Source organism: Brevibacterium sp. UMB1308A (assembly GCF_030230605.1).
In the GTDB taxonomy this organism is placed as follows: Bacteria; Actinomycetota; Actinomycetes; order Actinomycetales; family Brevibacteriaceae; genus Brevibacterium.
Genome location: NZ_JASPDO010000005.1, coordinates 48,707 through 68,782, shown reverse-complemented (window position 1 = coordinate 68,782; position 20,076 = coordinate 48,707). Strand labels below are relative to the sequence as shown.

Annotated in this window: 21 protein-coding genes; 17 read left to right on the top strand and 4 right to left on the bottom strand. The window is 57.1% G+C overall.

Annotated elements, in window-relative coordinates; all coding sequences use genetic code 11:
• Nucleotides 1-15: 15 nt before the first annotated feature.
• Nucleotides 16-816 carry a response regulator transcription factor gene (locus QP868_RS04115; protein WP_284925355.1) on the bottom strand — a complete coding sequence of 267 codons (801 nt, stop codon included), beginning with the start codon at nt 814-816 and terminating at the stop codon, nt 16-18.
• 68 nt (nt 817-884) lie between these two features.
• Nucleotides 885-1,505: a hypothetical protein gene (locus QP868_RS04110; RefSeq protein ID WP_284925354.1), complete on the bottom strand. Its 621-nt coding sequence runs from the start codon at nt 1,503-1,505 to the stop codon at nt 885-887.
• Between the two features lie 46 nt (nt 1,506-1,551).
• Here QP868_RS04110 and QP868_RS04105 point away from each other — a divergent pair, with 46 nt between their 5' ends.
• The 5 genes from QP868_RS04105 to QP868_RS04085 all read left to right on the top strand — a co-directional run bounded on the left by QP868_RS04105 (nt 1,552) and on the right by QP868_RS04085 (nt 6,804).
• The gene (locus tag QP868_RS04105) at nt 1,552-1,809 is read left to right on the top strand and encodes a hypothetical protein (RefSeq protein ID WP_284925353.1); all 258 of its coding nucleotides are present in this window, start codon (nt 1,552-1,554) and stop codon (nt 1,807-1,809) included.
• Between the two features lie 54 nt (nt 1,810-1,863).
• On the top strand, nt 1,864-2,070 hold the full coding sequence (locus QP868_RS04100; RefSeq protein ID WP_284925352.1) for a heavy-metal-associated domain-containing protein: 207 nt from the start codon (nt 1,864-1,866) through the stop codon (nt 2,068-2,070).
• Nucleotides 2,071-4,224 (top strand): heavy metal translocating P-type ATPase, encoded by a 2,154-nt coding sequence (locus QP868_RS04095; protein ID WP_284925351.1) that lies wholly within the window; start codon nt 2,071-2,073, stop codon nt 4,222-4,224.
• Nucleotides 4,221-5,975, top strand: coding sequence for a sensor histidine kinase (locus QP868_RS04090; RefSeq protein WP_284925350.1), 1,755 nt, complete (start codon nt 4,221-4,223; stop codon nt 5,973-5,975). The genes QP868_RS04095 and QP868_RS04090 overlap by 4 nt, the downstream gene beginning before the upstream one ends.
• A gap of 103 nt (nt 5,976-6,078) precedes the next feature.
• Nucleotides 6,079-6,804, top strand: coding sequence for a response regulator (locus tag QP868_RS04085; protein ID WP_284925349.1), 726 nt, complete (start codon nt 6,079-6,081; stop codon nt 6,802-6,804).
• A gap of 98 nt (nt 6,805-6,902) precedes the next feature.
• Here QP868_RS04085 and purB read toward each other — a convergent pair whose 3' ends face one another.
• A complete protein-coding gene (gene purB, locus QP868_RS04080; RefSeq protein WP_284925348.1) occupies nt 6,903-8,321 on the bottom strand; it encodes an adenylosuccinate lyase in 1,419 nt (472 codons plus the stop codon).
• Nucleotides 8,322-8,566: 245 nt separating this feature from the next.
• Between purB and QP868_RS04075 the strand changes: the two genes are divergently transcribed.
• The 6 genes from QP868_RS04075 to QP868_RS04050 all read left to right on the top strand — a co-directional run bounded on the left by QP868_RS04075 (nt 8,567) and on the right by QP868_RS04050 (nt 14,456).
• Nucleotides 8,567-8,821, top strand: a complete 255-nt coding sequence (locus tag QP868_RS04075) for a hypothetical protein (protein ID WP_284925347.1) — start codon at nt 8,567-8,569, stop codon at nt 8,819-8,821.
• On the top strand, nt 8,818-9,378 hold the full coding sequence (locus tag QP868_RS04070) for a hypothetical protein (RefSeq protein WP_284925346.1): 561 nt from the start codon (nt 8,818-8,820) through the stop codon (nt 9,376-9,378). The genes QP868_RS04075 and QP868_RS04070 overlap by 4 nt, the downstream gene beginning before the upstream one ends.
• Nucleotides 9,378-10,820 (top strand): lipase family protein, encoded by a 1,443-nt coding sequence (locus QP868_RS04065; RefSeq protein ID WP_284925345.1) that lies wholly within the window; start codon nt 9,378-9,380, stop codon nt 10,818-10,820. Before QP868_RS04070 ends, QP868_RS04065 begins: the two co-directional genes overlap by 1 nt.
• A 142-nt stretch (nt 10,821-10,962) precedes the next feature.
• Entirely contained in the window at nt 10,963-12,099 is a 1,137-nt protein-coding gene (gene pdhA, locus QP868_RS04060; protein ID WP_284925344.1) for a pyruvate dehydrogenase (acetyl-transferring) E1 component subunit alpha, read from the top strand.
• A gap of 2 nt (nt 12,100-12,101) precedes the next feature.
• The gene (locus QP868_RS04055) at nt 12,102-13,076 is read left to right on the top strand and encodes an alpha-ketoacid dehydrogenase subunit beta (protein ID WP_284925343.1); all 975 of its coding nucleotides are present in this window, start codon (nt 12,102-12,104) and stop codon (nt 13,074-13,076) included.
• A 9-nt stretch (nt 13,077-13,085) separates the two neighbouring features.
• Entirely contained in the window at nt 13,086-14,456 is a 1,371-nt protein-coding gene (locus QP868_RS04050; protein ID WP_284925342.1) for a dihydrolipoamide acetyltransferase family protein, read from the top strand.
• A 95-nt stretch (nt 14,457-14,551) separates the two neighbouring features.
• Here the strand turns inward: QP868_RS04050 and QP868_RS04045 are convergent, their stop codons facing one another.
• Nucleotides 14,552-15,373, bottom strand: coding sequence for a hypothetical protein (locus QP868_RS04045; RefSeq protein ID WP_284925341.1), 822 nt, complete (start codon nt 15,371-15,373; stop codon nt 14,552-14,554).
• Between the two features lie 394 nt (nt 15,374-15,767).
• Here QP868_RS04045 and rpmB point away from each other — a divergent pair, with 394 nt between their 5' ends.
• The 6 genes from rpmB to QP868_RS04015 all read left to right on the top strand — a co-directional run bounded on the left by rpmB (nt 15,768) and on the right by QP868_RS04015 (nt 19,985).
• Nucleotides 15,768-16,004, top strand: a complete 237-nt coding sequence (rpmB, locus tag QP868_RS04040) for a 50S ribosomal protein L28 (RefSeq protein ID WP_005882693.1) — start codon at nt 15,768-15,770, stop codon at nt 16,002-16,004.
• The gene (gene rpmG, locus QP868_RS04035; protein ID WP_005882695.1) at nt 16,004-16,171 is read left to right on the top strand and encodes a 50S ribosomal protein L33; all 168 of its coding nucleotides are present in this window, start codon (nt 16,004-16,006) and stop codon (nt 16,169-16,171) included. Before rpmB ends, rpmG begins: the two co-directional genes overlap by 1 nt.
• A gap of 3 nt (nt 16,172-16,174) precedes the next feature.
• Nucleotides 16,175-16,480 (top strand): 30S ribosomal protein S14, encoded by a 306-nt coding sequence (gene rpsN / locus QP868_RS04030; protein WP_102239482.1) that lies wholly within the window; start codon nt 16,175-16,177, stop codon nt 16,478-16,480.
• Between the two features lie 60 nt (nt 16,481-16,540).
• Nucleotides 16,541-16,825, top strand: coding sequence for an HU family DNA-binding protein (locus tag QP868_RS04025; RefSeq protein ID WP_005882699.1), 285 nt, complete (start codon nt 16,541-16,543; stop codon nt 16,823-16,825).
• Nucleotides 16,826-16,949: 124 nt separating this feature from the next.
• On the top strand, nt 16,950-17,816 hold the full coding sequence (locus QP868_RS04020) for a nitrilase-related carbon-nitrogen hydrolase (RefSeq protein ID WP_284925340.1): 867 nt from the start codon (nt 16,950-16,952) through the stop codon (nt 17,814-17,816).
• 108 nt (nt 17,817-17,924) lie between these two features.
• Entirely contained in the window at nt 17,925-19,985 is a 2,061-nt protein-coding gene (locus QP868_RS04015; RefSeq protein ID WP_284925339.1) for a bifunctional copper resistance protein CopD/cytochrome c oxidase assembly protein, read from the top strand.
• Nucleotides 19,986-20,076: the final 91 nt, after the last annotated feature.

Sequence of the window (20,076 nt, the reverse complement as noted above, 5' to 3'; positions counted from 1 at the left end):
TCGCATTTTCATGAGTTACGCGCAAAACCTGTAGCCAAAACCACGGACAGTTTCGATCCAGGCGGCACCAATCTTTTTGCGGAGGCGCTGAATATGGACGTCAACCACGCGGGAGTCGCCACCCCACTCATAACCCCATACGGTGTAGGCGATCTTTTCGCGCGAAGACACGTGCCCCACTTCTTCGGTGAGCAACATGAGGATCCGGAGCTCTGTGGGTGTTAAGTGGATTTCTTCGTCGTTGACGTAGACCATGCACCGAGCAGTGTCCAACACCAGGGTACCCAACCGGTTCTCAACCCGGACTTCTGTGGACGACTGCTGGCGCGGTGCGGGATTGGTGTGTCCTGGAGTGGGCCCCAACACTTCTGGGATGCCTTGCGTGTCCAGCGACACGGAGCTTTCATCCTTGGGCTCCTCTGGCTGAGGAGAAAAGCCCATCTGTGCGCTTTCGGCGGTAATGAACCGTCGCACCACCGTGCGAATGCGAGCGTTGAGAACTTGCATATCAAACGGCTTAGTCAGATAGTCATCTGCGCCTGCTTCCAGTGCTTGCACAATGTCAATGGGTTCAGAGCGGGCAGAAATAACAATGATGGGCACGTTTGAGCGTTCCCGAATAGCACGCGTGATCGAAGCCCCATTCATGGTGGGCAACATCAGGTCCAGCAGGACAACATCGGCACCGTGAGAAGCGATAAATTCGTATCCGTCACGCCCATCCTCAAAGCCAGTGACGGTGTACCCAAAGCGTTCGAGGGCGATTTGCGTGGTTTCCCGAATCACCTCGTCGTCTTCGACAAGAACAATGTGCACGCGTGCCCCCTTTCACAAGCCTGAGTTAATACTAGTCCAGCTGATTCTAGTTGAGTTCTGGTTGACGGCTATTCCAAGCGGCTGATGCGCTGACCCGCTTCAAACTTTCCGTCGTGGTAGCGGAAGACGCGCACTGCCCAACCGGAAGGACAACACGGTTCGTCGTTGGGTTTGAATACGGATTCTTGCGCGACCAGTGTGCCACCTCGGCCAGGTGTCACGGTGAGATCGTTCCCTACCAAGATGAGTTCGATGTTGGGTTGCCCTTCGTGTTCCCCAATGACCACGGTGGCGAATGATTTGCGATCAGCTGGCGTGTTGATTTTGGCCATTTGAAACTTGTCGCCAAGAACAACAAGCGGCGGGTCCATTTCCATGCACGATTCGCACGCGAGCACCACGTCGTGGATTTCGTCGAAACCTTTGACGTTGCTCACGGACGGGTTTTGGAGGAGTTCGTCACGGATTTGGGTGGCGCTGAACGGTTTGTCACGCGGGCCCGCGTCCGAGGTGGGAGGGGCTTCGGGGGCGTTGTCAACGTGTTCTTCGTCGATGCGCAGGCCGGTATCGGGTCCGCAGGCGGTGAGTGAGCCAGCTAGCCCCAGCGTGCAGAAAATGGTGGCGAGAGCTCTGAAAGATCCGCGGAAAGACGCCTTGAAGTGCGCGGGAATATACGGCGTCGATACCATGTTCTCAGTGTAGTGACGAAACATGTGAAGAGAAAATGGTGAACGTATGACTTCCGCGCACAAGCGTCCGGTCGCAGCTCCGTACAAACATGCAGTGATTTTTGGAGTGATTTGCGCTTGGGTTGTTTTGATCGTGACGATCGTTGCGATGGGCGCGTGGAAATCGTCTCAGGCACTGCTGCTCTCCGTGGGCTTTTCCGTCGGAACTTTCGTTGTGGTCACGTTGATCGCTATGGGTCTCAACGCGGTGGTGGCCAAGCAACACCATGAGAGCGACACGCAGGACGGCCCTGTTTTGCACTAGTTATCCGAATACAAACACTTACCCGCGGTACATCAGTTAAAAGGAGAAAGCGATATGGCAACTCAGACTTTGTCAGTTTCCGGAATGACTTGCGAGCACTGTGTGCGTGCCGTGAAACAAGAAGTTGGAGAGATCAGCGGCGTCACGCAGGTCGACGTCGAGCTGGGCACCCCATCGACCGTGACAGTGGAGTCGACGGAACCCATCAGTCACCAGGACCTTGTGGAGGCAATCGACGAGGCCGGTTACGAGGTCGTCTAAATGTCTGGCACGCGTACACGCGATATTGAACTCGACATCACAGGGATGACCTGTTCTTCGTGTGCCAACCGGATCGAAAAGAAACTTAATAAGCTCGACGGGGTTCACGCTACCGTCAATCTGCCCCTGAACTCTGCTCTGGTGGAAGCGTCGCCAAATGTTTCTAGCGACCAGCTCATCGCAACAGTTGAAAAAGCCGGTTATTCGGCCACGGTTCACAACCCAGTCGCCCCTGCCCCAGACAATCCGGACCCCCGAGGGTTCAGACCCCGTCTGCTGGTGGGCTTCATTCTGGGTATCCCAGTGGTTGCGATCTCGATGTTCGTCCACTTCCCAGGTTGGCAGTGGGTGGTTCTTGCGCTCGCCTTGCCCATTATTACGTGGGGTGGCTGGCCTTTTTATGTGGCCGCGTATAAAGCCGCCCGAGGTGGTTTAGGGACGATGGATACGCTCATCACTTTGGGTGTATGGGCGGCATGTGGATACTCGTTTTACAGACTTGTACGCGCCGTAAGTGGACAAGGTTTTGCGATCTCACCTCACGAATACGTGTGGCTTGAATCTGCGGTTACCATCATTGTGTTCATCACGCTGGGGCGCCTGATCGAGGAACGTGCGAAGAACCGCGCCACGCGAGCGCTTAAAGAGATGCTTGAACTGGGAGCGAGCTCCGCGAACGTCATACGCGATGGTCGTGAATGGCAGGTTCCGGTTGAAAAGCTGAGCGTGGGAGATGAGTTCCGCGTACGTCCGGGTGAAACAATCGCTACTGACGGCGAAGTGATAAGTGGTGAATCTGCGGTAGATGAATCCGCTCTCACGGGCGAACCCACCCCTGTCGATGTCGCACCGGGATCTACAGTCACCGGGGCCACAATCAACACCACCGGCTCCATTGTTGTTCGTGCGACCCGCGTGGGCGAAGACACCGCGTTTGCCCATATCGCCAAGCTTGTGGCACGAGCCCAAACCAGCAAACCAGCCATGCAACGGCTGGCCGATAAAATTTCCGGCATTTTTGTGCCTGTTGTCATTGTCATTGCCCTTCTCACGCTCACCGTGTGGGGAGTCAAAGGTGACTGGACCGGGGGCCTCTACGCCATGATCGCGGTCTTGGTTGTAGCCTGCCCATGTGCACTGGGGCTGGCAACCCCCATTGCGGTTGTCACCGTTTCACGGTTGGGATCGGAAAACGGAATCGTGGTCGCTGGCCCAGAAGTCATGGAACACGCACGCAAAGTCACCACCGTCGTTCTAGACAAAACCGGCACCCTCACACAGGGGCACATGAAGGTCGTCAGCCACGACCTCGGCGAACGTGAGCTCACCCTTGCCGCGAACGCTGAACGCAACAGCGAACACCCCATTGCGCGCGCGCTGGCGGAAGCCAGCACAGAAGAACTCGACGTCACCGACTTCACCAGCATCCCAGGTGGGGGAGTGCGGGCTACTGTAGACGGACACTCTGTTTTAGTTGGTCGCCCGCCACTTGTCAGCGACGAAACCGGCGTGCGCATTCCCAGTAGTAACACCACGCGGGTGGCAGTCGCCATCGACGGGCAATACGCGGGTGTCATCGATGTTGCGGACACAGTGAAAGACAGTTCAGCTCACGCCGTTGCCAGCCTGCACAAACTGGGTTTGAAAACGGTAATGCTCACCGGTGACGCTCCCGGCCCCGCCCATGCCGTCGCCACCGAACTGGGCATTGACACAGTGGTTGCGGATGTTCGGCCGGAACACAAACTCGACCACATTGTTCAGCTTCAAAAAACTGGTGAGCACGTGGCCATGGTGGGCGACGGAGTTAACGACGCCGCCGCGTTAGCCCAGGCCAACCTGGGGGTCGCCATGGGTGAGGGGACAGACGCAGCGATTGCCGCCTCGGACGTCACTCTCACCCGCTCAGACCCCGCCACTATTCCCGCCGCGATCCGGCTATCCCGCATGGGAGTGGCGCTCATCAAAGTCAATCTGTTCTGGGCATTTAGTTATAACCTGCTCATGATCCCGTTCGCGATGTTTGGAAAACTTGACCCCATGCTTGCTGGGCAGGCGATGGCGATGAGCTCGATTTTGGTGGTTCTCATGTCCCTTGTGTCTGTGGTTCCCATGTCGAGGGTGCTCGAACGAACCATGCAGGGGAACACGTGAGCACCACTCCAAAAGCAGGGTGGATGCCCATGGGCGTTGCCGGGCGAATCCTGGTGGCGTCGTCCGTTTTGCTTTTGGGAATCGTGATCGTGATCTCTACGGTCTTGTACATCTTCTTTTCGGATCGGCATTCGCAGGACGAAGAAGAACGCGTGGTTTCCACCGCCGAGGCCGTCGCTACTACCGCTGATCTGCACAGTATGGGGCGTGCCCAACTTTCGGGAACTTTGACGGAACTCAAAAGGCTCAACGATCTAGACCTGTTGGTGTCTATTCCGCTTGACGAACTGGAAAAAGGGCAACTCAGTATCAGCGGTCCGGAAGATGTCTTGGGCGATCAGGAGGTTCACCGAGTAGGAACCCAGTCGCCCACAGGTGACGACCTGAACGACGTGCCGAATTTTTCTCCCAGTATCGTTCGACAGGTTGTTAACGGAGACACCGCCACCGTCTATCTGGCCAATGAACGCGGTGGAACGCTTTATACGCTGGTGCCGGTCAAACCCACGCCACCTGGTTACAAACGCGCGGTGATTGTCGCTGGGATTGACAGGTCAACGGTGAAAGCAAGTTTCCAACCCGTTGGGAACTTATTGATCGCAAGTGGCGCGTTTACTTTTGTGCTGGGAACAGCTGCGATTTGGTTGACATCGCGAGGGCTCAAACGCGTCACCGGGGACTACGGAACAAAAGAACTGGCGCATCTGATCGCGTATTACAGGTCAGTTTTGGAGGCCGTGAACGACGGTTTGCTTTTGGTTGACAGAAACGAGGGAATCGTTCTGTATAACGACACTGCTCGTGAACTTTTGGGGCTACCGGAAACAGATTCGTCTATTCAGTTCGACCAAATACCCGTGCCTGAAACACTCCGCAACCTTATTGAATCCGGCCGGTTGGTGCGCGATGAGATCCACTACACCGCGTCTCGCGTGCTACTTGTCAATCAGCAACCCGCACGTGAATATATGCACGATGAACCCAATGTCGACACATGGGTTGTCACTGTGCGCGACCACACCGAACTGCGAAAACTCACCGGTGAGTTGGTGTCCATTCGATCTTTCTCGGATTCTTTGCGCTCGCAGACGCACGAATTCGCCAACAGGATGCACATCATTGCCTCGCTGATTGAGACAGGAAACCCAGAAGAAGCACTTGAGTTTGCTACCCAGTCTGTCGCCCACACGTCTACTGCACCGGAAGATCTGCTGGGTGGCTTCAACCAGCCCGTCATCGCAGCGCTTGTGTACACCAAGCTTGCTCAGGCTAAAGAAGACAACATCGATCTCCATGTCGACGCGTCCAACTTGCAAAGCCAAATCCCCGGTGATGAACGTGACCTGGTGACAGTGTTGGGCAACTTGCTCGACAACGCATTCGACGCGGTGAGCCGGCCCGACATTCCAGCCGACCGCAAGCAGGTGGAACTCACCATGTCAGGGTCTGCCGCCTCGGGATACACCATCTCCGTGCGCGACGACGGACCCGGAATCCCCGACGACACCGTAGACCACATTTTTGAACGCGGATGGTCAACCAAACATCACGGTGTGGAGCACGACACTGGGGAAGGAACCCAGAGCGACGGGTCGCGTGGAGTGGGACTCGACATTGTGGTGCAGGCCGTCAAACGGTTAGGCGGCGCAATTGACGTAGACGGCGGACTTGGCGAGGAAGCAGACCAGGGTGAACTACGCGGCGCTGAGTTCTCTGTGTGGTTGCCCGGCGCACCAGATGTGACCAAGTAGTGCCCAGATGTGTCGCGCTTGGCACACAAATATGCCCACGTTGTAACGACCATTGGCTATAGTTCGAAAGAAGAACAACTGGTCGAATGATTTTTAGGAACCAATGTCGCGTAGTAGTGAACAGAAGTTTGGCGTGCTTGTCGTTGAAGACGAAGCGATCGCTGGACGTGCGCACGCGAACTACGTGAGCCGTCTGGACGACTTCTATGTCGTGGGTATCGCCAAGAACGCGAGCCAAGCCTTGGCGGTCATGCTGGGCCAGGTTCCTTCGATCGATCCACAAGCGATTGACCTGGTTCTGTTGGACATGAACTTAGGCGATGGCCACGGGATTCAGTTACTTCGAGCATTCCGCACACACCGCGTCAACGTTGACGCGATAGCAGTGACCGCATCTCGCGAATTCAACGTGGTACACAACGCGAAAAGCCTGGGCGTTTTCCAGTACATCGTCAAACCGTTCACTTTCCCGGTGTTCCAAGCCAAGCTGGCAGCCTATGTCGAATACCGACGCTCACTCGAAGACTGCCCAGAAAAAGCGTCGCAGCAAGAGATCGACGCGCTCATGTCCACGTTTTCAGCCGAACCTAAGGTCCGTCTGGCTAAAAAGGTTCCAGCCGAGATTCAGCACGCTGTTCTTGCCACTCTGAAAGGTGGGCGGGCTCTTTCGGCTGCCGAGGCGGGAGACCTTTTGGGGGTATCCCGAGTCACCGCTCGCAGGTACTTAGAAGCGATGGCCGACGCTGAAATTCTGAAACGTCAGCCTCGATACGGTTCCGCAGGCCGGCCGGTGTTGGAGTACACCCTGCCGGACGACAGCACCGAATAATCCGGGCCCTGCACCTCGTGGCGGGGCGCGCTCTGCCACGGCGAGCACTGTGGCTCGCCCCGCCGAGGCTGGAAGCTAGCCAGGCTGGAAGGTGACGGTTACGCGCGCCAGGCAGCCACCTCGGCGCGGGCCAAATCAGCAGCCACACCCGTGTACGTGGCAGGTGTCAACTGTGTCAGCGGTTCTTCGAAGTGAGCCGGAAGGCCCAGACCCGCGATGAATTCGCGCATTTGTTCTGGTGTGATGCGGTGACCGCGCGTGAGCTCCTTGAGCTTTTCGTACGGGTTGTCCATGCCTGGAACGCCCTGGAGGTACGCCGCGCGCATGACCGACTGGATGGGCTCAGCCAAGACTTCCCAGTTGGAGTCGAGGTCGGCGTTGAGAGCGTCGGTGTTGATTGCCAGGCGACCCAAGCCCTTGACTAGGTTGTTCAGCGCCAACACCGAGTGGCCAAACGCAACACCGATGTTGCGCTGCGTGGTGGAGTCGGTGAGGTCGCGCTGCAAACGGCTGGTGACCAGCGTGGAGCCCAAAGAGTCCAGCAGTGCGCAACTGAGTTCGAGATTCGCTTCCGCGTTTTCAAACCGAATGGGGTTGACCTTGTGCGGCATCGTGGACGATCCAGTGGCGCCCTCAACCGGGATCTGGATGAAGTAGTTCATCGCAATGTAGGTCCACATGTCCGTGGCCAGGTTGTGCGCGATGCGGTTGAAACGTGCCAAGTCAGCGTACAGTTCCGCCTGGAAGTCGTGGGATTCGATCTGCGTTGTCAACGGGTTGAACGTCAGGCCCAGTTTCTCCACGAACGTCTGCGCAACGTGTGGCCAGTCAACACCTGGGGCTGCAACCGTGTGAGCTGCATAGGTTCCGGTAGCGCCGTTGATCTTGCCCAGGTACTCCGTGCTTTCGATACGACGGTACTGACGAGCCAAGCGGTGCACGAACACCGCGAACTCTTTACCCATGGTGGATGGGGTTGCAGGCTGTCCGTGGGTGTGGCTGAGCATAGGGGTGTCAGCCAGGTCTTCAGCCATCTGAGCTAGGGCGTCGATGAGCGCGCGAGCGCGTGGCAACCACACGTCTTCGATAGCGCCCTTGAGGCCCACGGCGTAGGACAAGTTGTTGATGTCTTCTGATGTGCAGCAGAAGTGGACGAGTTCACTCAGGTCGTCTGCGCCAATCTGCGACAGTGATTCCTTGATGAGATACTCAACGGCTTTGACGTCGTGCACGGTGACAGCTTCAAACGCCGCCAGCTGCGAAATAGTTGAGTGGTCGAACGTTTCGACGAGCCCACGCAACTGGCGCTTTTCGTCGCCATGGAGTTCGCGAACACCTTCGAACACATTGGATTCGAGCAGGTGAATGAACCATTCCACTTCCACGTGAATCCGGTTGCGGTTCAGAGCGGCTTCCGAAAGGTAGTCAACGAGTGGGGCGGCATCGCCACGGTAACGGCCATCGAGTGGGCCCAGAGCAATTGCGGGGTCGAGATCTGCAAGAGTCACACGAGTCATACCGCCATTGTTTCATGGCTCTTGAGTAGCCAGAGACGTGTGGACTGTGCGGTGTTGGACTGGCAGGTGCCTGTGGAGTGTGCGGGGGAGCGCCAGGGTGGGTGGGTTGAGGTGGGGTTTTGTTCCGCCGAGGTCGTTCCTGGGTGAGCTTGTGGGTGGCACTCAGTCTGTGGACGGGCGCGTGCTTTCCACAAGCGGTGATTGTGTGGTGGTGCTCCTGGACGTGGAAGCGGACTCTGTTTTGCATGGATACTTCGTTTGAAACTGCGATCAAGGAATGGATGCACATCGCAGACACCTTGCGCACACACGCTCATCAGACCAGCAGCCTTCAAGGTGTCGCGTGGCATTCAGTATCAGCTGACGCGTTTAAACGTGACGTCGAAGCGCGGGCAACAGACTTTCACACGGCGGCGAACCTTGCAGAAAGAGTGAGTCACGCGCTTGCGGTTCACGGACAAGCCGTTGAAGCGGTGTCGAAGGTGGTGCTGGGCAGATGATCATAGGGATAAACACAGATGTATTAGAAGACTTTCCAGATGAATTGACGCAGTGCTGGCCGGAGTCGATGCGACCCCAGAACCCTGAAAGTGACGGCCCTCGCGAGTTCCACCATGACGTGGTCCACGGTTTTTTGGCTGTCATGAATGCAGCAGAAATCGTCGCTCATGTGCGGTTCACAGGTGAACATGACTTCAGGTGTTGCGGGTATATATCCGGCCCGATATGTGTAGCGCTCATCCAATACGCCGGTGGTGACTGTCCCGAATGTGTGGAGAAACGTCGTTTGGTGGTGGGTGACGTGATTCAGGCTGAGCACTTTCCCGACCTGTGTTCTGCAATCGTCCTGTCTAAGGGACATATGAACGTCACGGGTCTGATCCGTCCTGGGCCGGCGGTTCTGGAACGAGCCGGACAGAAGATCCCGTGGTCCGATACTCCTTTAGTAGCGAATGGTGAGGCACAAACTCTGGAATTTTTAGTTGAAGCTGCGGTGCGCGCTCACATGCGCAATGTGGGGATGTACGTCGACACCGTGAATCATGCGAGCACGTGATGAGCGGCGGAGCACGAGGTGTGAGCGCCCACCTCGACGACATGGAGAGGAAAGCGGACGAACTGGAGCGTTTGGCGCGTGAGTTAGCGCTTGTAGGGACGCGGTCGCTGGTGTCTCAGGGGGACCTTGGACTGGGCGTCAGTGTCATTGCGTCTCCTCCCACCTGGCTGGAAGTGCGCCAGAACATGGGTGAATTCACGGTATTCGTGGGGGCGAGCGCCACGCGACTGGAAGCTACTGCAGTGGCTTTACGGGCCAGTGTCAGGGCGTATCGACAAGCTCAGCAGATCAGCGAGCGCATTATTGATGACGCTCTCACTGCCGTGGGCAACATCGCGGGGCATGTAGCGCGAGGAGCTCTTGTTTTACTTCCTTCGTTTGTCATATCGGCGTACCTACCGATTCTCGCGGTGGATCTTCAGGTGAATTTCGTGCGCAGATTTCTAGGGGTTGAGGGTCCGGACTTCGTTTTGACGCGAGCACTTGCAAAAAACGCTTTTGATATTGCGCAACGCGGCATTGACAACCTCACTCAGAAGGCATTTACGCACCCTGAAGTGAGCCGGCGGGTCATCGAGCACGTGATCCCCGGTTTTGTGGGAGGTTTCGCGGGATTTCCTCCCAATATCCAAAATCTGTTTCGCACACCGCATTCCTCAGAACAGGTCACCACAATGATGGTGAACGCGGGGTACACGGTGGGAGTGTTTGATTCGAGCGTCACCGTGACCAAAGTGGGGGAGTCACGAGAGCTACAGACGCATCCCACAAACTTGAGCGAACTGTACGCGAGTCAACGTTCGGTGCATGCGGGAAAAGACAATGGCCAGGTCCGAGTCGACAAGGTCCGCGGAGCTGACGGCGTTGAACGTGTGGTTGTGTACGTGCCCGCGACAACGGACTGGTCAGTTGGAAGTGGGAATGGCACTGACATGCAAACGAACCTGGAAACCATAGCGGGTAAGGACTCAGCCATGCGAAAGGTTGTTCGGCAGGCACTTGAAGATGCCGGAGTAGACAGTGCAACCGAGGTCATGATGGTGGGCTACTCGCAAGGCGGAATCGTCGCCATGTCACTGGCAGATGACCCAGGCTTTACTGCAAAATACAACGTCACCACGGTTGTGACCGTGGGGTCGCCCGTTTCTGACTACCGGGTTCCAGACAGTGTGGAAGTGTTGTCGATCGAACATGACCACGACCTCGTTCCCCAACTCGACGGGCGGAAGAACCCAGACCAGCACAACTGGACAACCGTGACCACTTCGCCACACCTCGGGAACGGCCAGCAAGCCCAAGACGCGCACAGCGGTGACGTATACGCGGATGCCATTTCAGGGATCGAAGACGACCCAGACGTGCAGGCCTTCAAACGTAAGCGAAGCGAGTTTTTTGCGGGAACTGTAACAGAGTCACACCAATATGAAGGAACCCGTCCGTAGAGTGGTGCGAAACACAAGTTTCAGTTAGATTATGTATCACCTTATGAAATAGCTCACTTTGGACTTGCGCGCCACAAGCTGCATGGTCCACCTCGTTTGGCTGACTTAACCCAAGGCCCAGCCCTGACGCTAAGGAGAAGGCATGACATCGACGTCGAATCCAACCATGGGTGTGGACGATGTAGTCCAGATGCTGACGCCCGACGGAACTCGCGTACCTAACAGCGATTTCGACGCATACGCCCACGAACTCACCGTTGACGACCTCAAAGGCTTCTACCGCGACATGGTGCTGATCCGTCGCGTTGACGCAGAAGGCAACGCTCTCCAGCGCCAAGGCCAGCTGGGCTTGTGGGCCCCACTTTTGGGGCAGGAAGCTGCGCAGATCGGGCTGGGACGCGCACTGCGCCCACAGGACTACGTGTTCCCCACCTACCGTGAACACGGCGTCGCCTGGTGCCGAGGTGTCGAACCAGAAACGCTACTGGGAATCTTCCGCGGACAGAACCACTCCGGCTGGGACCCCAAGGACAACAACTTCAACGTGTACACGATCGTGATCGGTTCACAGGTCATGCACGCGACCGGTTACGCGATGGGCGTGCAGATCGACGGTGCGGTGGGAACCGGTGACATGGACCGCGACACCATTGCAGTGGCCTGCTGTGGTGACGGTGCCACCAGCCAGGGTGATGTTTCAGAAGCGCTGACTTTCGCTGGCGCTTTCCGTTCGCCTGTTCTTTTCTATGTCCAGAACAACCAGTGGGCCATCTCCGAACCCAACAAGGTGCAGACCTCGGTGCCGCTCTACACCCGTGGGCAAGGATTCGGTGTGCCAGGTGTGCGCGTCGACGGAAACGACATCTTGGCCGTGTACTCCGTGTGCCGTGCATACGCCGACCGCATCCGTTCAGGACAAGGCCCCATGCTTATCGAGGCATACACGTACCGCATGGGAGCGCACACCACGGCCGATGACCCAACCAAGTACCGCGACGACGCCGAGGTCGAGGCATGGAAGCCGAAAGACCCGATTCTTCGCGTGCGCAAGTATCTCGAAAACACCAATGACGTGGACGCGGCGTTCTTTACTGCAATCGACGACGAAGCCGATGCTTTGGCAGAACGCATCCGAAGCGCGTGCGTCAACATGGAACCACCACCGGTCGATGAAATCTTCGACTCGGTTTTCGTGGAACCACACCCGATGATCGAAGAAGAACAGCGCGATTACAAGGAATACCTGGCCTCGTTTGCAGACGTAGAAGGGGACAACTAACAATGACAACAATGCCCCTTTCGAAAGGCATTACCGCCGGTCTGCGCAAGGCCATGGAAGACGACCCCAAGGTTGTTCTGATCGGTGAAGACATTGGAAAGCTCGGAGGAGTTTTCCGTGTGACTGAAGGTCTGCAAAAAGACTTCGGAGAACACCGCGTCATCGACGCACCACTGGCTGAATCCGGAATCGTGGGATCGGCAATCGGGATGGCAAAGCGGGGCTTCCGCCCCGTGGTAGAAATCCAGTTCGACGCGTTCATCTTCCCTGCGTACGACCAGATCGTCACGCAGCTCGCAAAGATGCACGCCCGTACCCGTGGCGCAGAAAACCTGCCTGTTGTCATCCGCGTGCCCTACGGCGGTGGAATCGGGTCCCCTGAACACCACTCGGAAAGCCCAGAAGCTGTTTTTGCGCACCACGCCGGGCTCAAGATCATGAGCCCTTCCAACGCGCACGACGCTTTCTGGATGATCCAAGAAGCGATCCACAGCCCCGACCCTGTCATGTACTTCGAACCAAAGCGCCGCTACTGGTTGCGTGGCGAGGTCGACGAAGCAAACCGCGGTCTGGACCCGTACAGTGCACAGATTGTGCGTCCAGGAACGGACCTCACGTTGGTCACATACGGCCCGCTGGTTCCCACCGCAATGGACGTGGCAGTGGCTGCTGAAGAAGAAGGTAAATCGATTGAAGTCATCGACCTTCGTGGGATCAACCCCATCGACTTCTCAGTGATCGAGGACTCGGTCAAGCGCACCGGGCGTCTGGTCGTCACTCACGAAGCTCCCGTATTCCTGGGCCTGGGATCAGAAATCGCTGCACGCATCACCGAACGTTGCTTCTACAACCTGGAGGCACCCGTTATTCGTGTGGGCGGATTCCACACCCCGTACCCTGGCTCCAAGCTCGAAGAGCACTACCTCCCTGACCTCGACCGCATTCTGGATGGCGTGGACCGCGCCCTCGCCTACTGAGAGGACTACATGTCTAACGAATTTAACCTTCCCGACGTCGGAGAAGGGCTCACTGAAGCTGACATCGTTTCGTGGAAAGTAGCCCCCGGCGACACCGTGACCGTCAACCAGATCCTGGTCGAAATCGAAACCGCTAAATCGCTCGTCGAACTCCCAAGCCCGCAGGCAGGAACCATTGAAGCGATCCTGGTGGAAGAAGGCGAAACCGTAGAGGTGGGTACGCCCATCGTCCGTTTCGGTGGCGCTCAGGGAGTAGCAACGCCTAACACCGCAGAAGGTGCCGCACAAAACCAGTCCGCTGGCGATGAGGAAAGTGGCCCCAACCTCGTGGGGTACGGAACTAAAGCCAGCTCCACAAAGCGGCGCCCACGTAAGGGGGGTGCAACGCCAGCTGCGGCCACCTCGGCGAAGGCTGAACCAGCACCGGCACCAGCGCAGGAGGCGCCCGCAACTGCCACAAGCGCGCCTGCGGAGACCCGCGCCTCAACACCATCGAAGCCACTAGCCAAGCCGCCCGTACGCAAACTGGCAAAAGACCGCGGGATCGACCTCGGGGACGTTACTCCAACCGGACCTAACGGGCAGATCACCCGCGAAGACGTCCTCAACCATGGGACCACCGCAGCGCAGGGAGCCACGGAAAGCCACGCCCAGACACCCGCCCCGGTAGGAAGCGGTGCCCTGGACGGCACGGAAGAACGCATCCCATTCAAGGGAGTCGTCAAGTTCATGGCTCAGGCCATGGTCGACTCCGCGTTCACCGCCCCACACGTCACCGAATTTGTGGACGTGGATGTCACCGAAACCATGAACCTGGTGCGGAAGTTCAAGGCAAACGAAACCTTGGGCGAAGGCGTCAAGGTCTCACCGCTGCTCATCCTGTCCAAGGCCGTGTGCTGGGCCGTTGCGCGGAACCCGCGGATTAACTCGGCTCTTGACGGCGACTCGATCGTTGTGAAGAAGTACGTGAACTTGGGTATTGCAGCAGCCACGCCACGTGGGCTGATTGTGCCAAACATCAAGAACGCACACGCCATGGGCTTGAGCGAGCTGGCCACCGAACTGGGCGAACTCACCCGCACCGCGCGGGCAGGGAAGACCACGCCGGCAGCTCAGGCGGGTGGAACCATTTCGATTACTAACATCGGGGTGTTCGGAATCGACACCGGAACTCCTATCATCAACCCGGGCGAAGCAGCGATCCTGGCGTTTGGTCAGGTCCGTAAGCGTCCGTGGGTCGTGGGTGACGACATCGTGCCACGCGAGATCACTACGCTGGGTGTTTCCGCAGATCACCGAGTTGTCGACGGAGAAGTGATTTCGAAGTTCTTGGCCGACGTCGCTCGCGTCATGGAAGACCCAACACTTCTGTTGGTGTAAAGCGCACTGAGGTCGTTCTTGTTAGGGCGACTGCCTCAACAACATGTGTGGGCTACGGAAATGGTTTCCTGTGGCCCACACATGTGTATCCGGTCTTATTCGCGCAGTTTGGTGGAGCCGTCGGGGCCCTTCGTGTGGCTCAAACGCTTAGCGAAACAGTGATCGCGGTCGAGTTTGAACTCTTCGCACTTTTTCAACGCCGGTTCGGGGGAGTCATACCCGGTGGGAATGACGGTCACCCAGTAATCCTTGACGCGAAAAGACGACCAATCTTCACTTTTTAGCATGGCGAGTGTGCCGTACGTCTTTTCGTTGTCTTGGTACTCCTTCAGTATCTTGGAGTAGTCCCACTCTTCGTCGCCCGCGTTGTCGTTGGGCTGTTTGGCAGACAGTTGCACAACCCACTTTTCCTCCAGTGCACTGAGATCAGATTTGCTGTCAGAAACAATCGTTTCGAGTTCGCTCTTCGCCTGTTCGTTTGTGGACTCGGGCTCGTCTGGCGAACTGGGAGCGTCATCTGACTTGGTTGCCGGTTTTCCCTGTGGCGGTGTGGGTTCCACGCCCTTGTTGGGACCCAGAAGAACAACCCCCACTGTGATTAAGAGGGCGGCAACAGCAATCGCTGCCATAGCTGACAGCCACATGGAGCTTTTAGATTTCCGAGGTGCCGGTGGCGGCGTGGCTTGGGCCGGTTGGCCATGTAGCTGGTTGCGCGCCTGGTTCTGCTGAAGAGTGTGCGGGGAAGGCCGCTGTGTTGAGTTCTGGGACGGCTGGATAACCTGCCTTTGCTGCGCAGGTTGGGCCTGTGGATCCGAGTGAGCTGTCTGCCGTTCGAGGTACTCGTAATACGAGGAGCTGTCGAAACGATTGCTGACTGCAGGACGGATCCGAGGCCGTGAGCCGTCACCGTTGTGCATGCTTTTAACCTTCGCACGGCCCGGGGCAATGAGCAACTACCGGTTGATAATACAAGTGTGTCGCGGGTGAACCCCACGGCAGCGTGCTGCGAGTGGCGTGTCTGTTTGTCATGTGCGAACTTGCGGTGTATGTGGATTTCCACTTAATATGAATGACTGTTGTGTTGACCATTGGTCAACTGTGCTCACACTGCGAACAACGAGCTCGGCCCTCTCTCACAGGCCATCAGCTTTTCCCCGCTGGTGTGACATCTGTTTTAAGCGAGCCATCCAACTTGCTTAAACACGGCCCTCACCGGGCATTAACGTCACCGCAAGAAACCATAGTCATGCTTAAGCGTGAAGGATTCGGCCCGGTGAACCTGATGTCTAATTAGTGAACTGGAGGAGAGACATGGCAGCTGTCTGCCAGGTAACCGGGACCACCCCCGGTTTCGGACACAATGTGTCCCACTCGAACCGCCGCACCAAGCGCCGGTTTGATCCGAACATTCAGAAAAAGAAGTACTACGTACCGTCCCTGCGTCGCAATGTCACGCTGACCGTGTCTGCACGCGGAATCAAAGTCATCGACCGTCGCGGAATCGACACGGTTGTTGCCGAACTCTTGGCTAAGGGAGTGAAGCTCTAATGGCAAAGGCACAGGACGTACGCCCAATCATCAAGCTCAAGTCAACCGCTGGCACGGGTTACACCTACGTGACGCGCAAGAACCGTCGCAACACACCCGACCGTCTCGTCATCAAGAAGTACGACCCAGTGGTCCGCAAGCACGTCGATTTCCGAGAGGAGCGCTAATTCATGGCTAAGAAGTCAAAGATCGCTCGTAATAAGCAGCGCCTCGAAATCGTCGAGCGCTACGCGGAGCGCCGCGCAGAATTGAAGCGCCAGCTCGTCAGCCCAGACTCCACCGACGAACAGCGTGAAGAAGCACGCCTGGGACTCCAGAAGCTCCCCCGTGATGCTTCCCCAGTTCGTCTGCGTAACCGTGACCAGGTAGATGGTCGTCCACGCGGTTACCTGCGTAAGTTTGGTCTCAGCCGTGTTCGCTTCCGCGAAATGGCACACCGAGGCGAACTCCCTGGTGTCACCAAGTCGAGCTGGTAGTCTGAACTCCGTTACTATCGGAGAAGCCGATTAACCGTCCTATCAGAGGAGAACACTTACATGGCTAAGAACCGCAGCGAACTCGTAGCTGAAGTAGCAGAAAAGACTGGTCTCACCCAGAAGCAGGTTTCGGACGTTCTGGACGGCGTTTTCGACTCGTTCGCAGACGTTGTTTCCAAGGGTGAAAAGCTCACCGTTCCTGGCTGGCTCTCAGTTGAGCGCACCGAACGTGCAGCTCGCAAGGGTCGTAACCCACAGACCGGTGAAGAAATCCAGATTGCAGCTGGCTACTCCGTTAAGCTGTCAGCTGGCTCCAAGCTCAAGGCTGCTGCTGGCAAGCCCTGATATGTAAACCTCTACGGTTTTGTGTTGAGTTGCTCCCCGCCTCATGGTGGGGAGCAACTTGCTTTTCCGGCCGAGGTGGTAACGCTGTGACCCTGCCGAAACTGGGCACGGTATCCTTATGCGTATGCGTGTCTCTGCTATTCAGCTCGGTTATTCGGACAGTGAAAGCCTCGAGGATCGCGTTGTGCGCGCCGCTCACGCGGTGGAATCTCAACGCGAAGCTGATCTGATTGTTCTTCCGGAACTGTGGGCACCCACTGGGTTCGACTACTCCAGGTGGGGCAGGGCAGCTCAAGCCGTTAATGGTCCTGTGATCGAACGGATCGCTCACGCCGCGCGTTCAGTGGGTGCATATGTTCACGCCGGATCCATTATTGAAGCCAGCCCTGACGCGCTTGCACGTCTCAAAGACGTCAACTATGACGTGAAAGCCCTCCCAGAACTTCCTGATGACGAACGTGGACTGTGGAACACCTCGGTCCTTATCAACCCCGACGGGCAGATCGAGGCAACATACCGCAAAATCCACCGATTCGGATTTGGGTCCGGGGAACCAAAACTTCTTCAGCCGGGAACCGAGATCGTCATTCCCACATTGAACATCGACGGTCGGGAAGCCCGGTTTGCTCTCGCGACGTGCTATGACCTGCGGTTCCCAGAACTTTTCCGCCAAATGGTCGCGCAAGGTGCGGAAGGCCTCATCATCCCAGCAGCATGGCCCGCGCCCCGCGTGCGCGAATGGTCTGCTCTTTTGCGCGCTCGGGCCATTGAAAACCTGTTCCCCATCATCGCGGTCAACACCGCCGGATACCACGGTGGCACACAGATGGGTGGGCATTCGGTGATCTTGGACGCCGCGGGAATTCCGCTCGCAGAAGCAGGTGAAGCGCAGACCATCATTACTGCGACCCTGGACCTCGAGGCGACTGCGACCAGGAGGGAACGCTTCCCTGCGCTGGACGACCGGCGCCTGAGCTACACGTTGCCCTGACACCCTGACCACGCACAATCGACAACGCACACAACGACTTCTCACTCAATGACAACACTGACGACCCGAACTAAAACGAGTAACGCCGCGACCGCCTCGGGAAGGGGCGTGCGCACGTGGGTCATGCCCATTTACGTGGTGTTTGGGCTCGTGGGTGGCGCTGCCGCGATGGTGCTGACCGGCGCGTGGGCGCCCACCCTGATTGGTGACGCTGGGCCATTGGCAAGGTTTGGTTTGCCGGTGGCCAAGTTCGTGTTCAACTCCTCCATGACGCTCACCGTGGCTGGCCTCATCATGGCTTCATTGGTGTTCCCCCGCACAGATGCCATCACTCGCGAGCGCAAGGGGACTGTGACACGCGAAGAAGACCTCGACCCGGCATGGCTGGGATCGGTGATGATTGCCCAAGTGGCATCTGTTGTGTGGACATTGTCCGGTGTCGCCGTGCTGGTGTTCACATATGTGTCCACTGCTGGTGGGCAAGCCTACGCCGGTAACTTCTCCGCGCAGCTGGGGCAGTATGTGACTCAAGTGGATTCGGGTCGACTGTGGCTCACTATCATTCTGTCCACAGCGGTGACGTCGACCGTGATCTTTGCGGTGCGTAGTTTCGCTGGTGTTGCGTGGGCCGCGGGGATTTCGTTGTTTCCGCTCATCCCATTAGGCCTCATGGGACACACAGTAGGCGCCTCCGGCCACACACAGGCTGTTAACAGTCTTTTACTACACCTGCTTGCCGTCATCATGTGGGTGGGTGGAATCCTGGTATTGGCGCTTTTGGCTCCCCGTTTGATCGGTAGGTCTGATCTTCGCAACATTGTGGAGCGTTACTCGCAGTTGGCGCTGGCTGCCGTTTTGGTGGTTGGCTTCTCAGGTTTCATGAGCGCTGTGTTGCGGGTGCACTCCTTGAGCGACTGGCAGACTCCGTACGGCATGCTTATTATCGCCAAGATAGTGGTCACGATCGCTGTTGCGGTGATAGGTCTGTGGCACCGCAAGTTTGTTATTGGCCGTTTGGGAGAGTTGCTGAATACGCGGGCGCAATTGCGGGCAAAGCGTGGTGCCGCACCCACTGCTGATCAAATGTCTGCGCGGGTTGAATTCTGGCGACTCCTACTAGTTGAAACAGCACTTTTAGCGGCGACACTTGGAGCTGGAATCGCGCTCGCTCGTTCGCAACCTCCCATTCCCCAGGAGCCGCCGCCAACTCCTTCACCGGCAGAAATTCTGTCCTATGAACCACTGCCCCCTGAACCCACGTACGCCAACTACTTCACGCAGTGGCTGTGGGACCCGCTGTGGATTGTTGTTGCCGTAGGAACCTCGTACCTGTACATTCGCGGTTATCTGGCCATCCGCAAAAAGGGTGGCGAATGGCCTGTTATGCGGGTGATCTGGTGGATTACTGGCATGGCGTTTCTGGTGTACGTCACGTGCGGTGGTCCAGTGGTGTACGGGCGCGTGTTGTTCTCTGGGCACATGATCCAGCACATGTTGCTGGTGATGGTGGTTCCGCTTCCTATGGTTTTGGGTGCTCCGATTACTCTTCTTATGCGGGCAGCACCTGCCCGGCAGGACGGGTCCCGAGGTTTCCGAGAGTGGATCTTGATTCTCATCCACTCGCGTTATCTGCGTTTTTGGGCACACCCGATCGTCGCTTCGATCAACTTTGCGGGTTCGTTGGTGGTGTTTTACTGGGGTGGTCTCATGTGGCCAGCGCTTAAAACACACGTGGGCCACGAAATCATGATCATTCACTTCTTAGCAGCCGGCTACTTGTTCTCTGCTGCTCTTGTGGGTATCGACCCAGGGACTAAGCGTTATCCACCAGCGATTTCGTTCCTTGTTCTGCTCATCACCATGGCGTTCCACGCGTTCTTCGGTATCTCAATTATGGGTGCTACCACACTCATCGAAGGCGATTGGTTCGGAAACATAGGGCAAGAGTGGATTTCTGCGATTGACGACCAGCAGCTCGGTGGCGGTATCGCTTGGGGAATCGGTGAGATCCCAACGTTGCTCATGGCAATTATTGCTGCGATCCACTGGAACCAGCAGTCGGAACGTGAAGCGAAGCGGGCGGACCGGTCAGAAGCTCGTACGGGTGACGCGGAACTTCGTGCATATAACGAGATGCTCGAGCGTTTGAATAAGGCGCAGAAGAAATAGGTCATCGTGCATATCCGCACAAGAGGTCTGCGGATGAGTGGTGCTGAAAGTTGCTGACATCACAGAGTCGGTGGGGTTATTTTGAGATGTA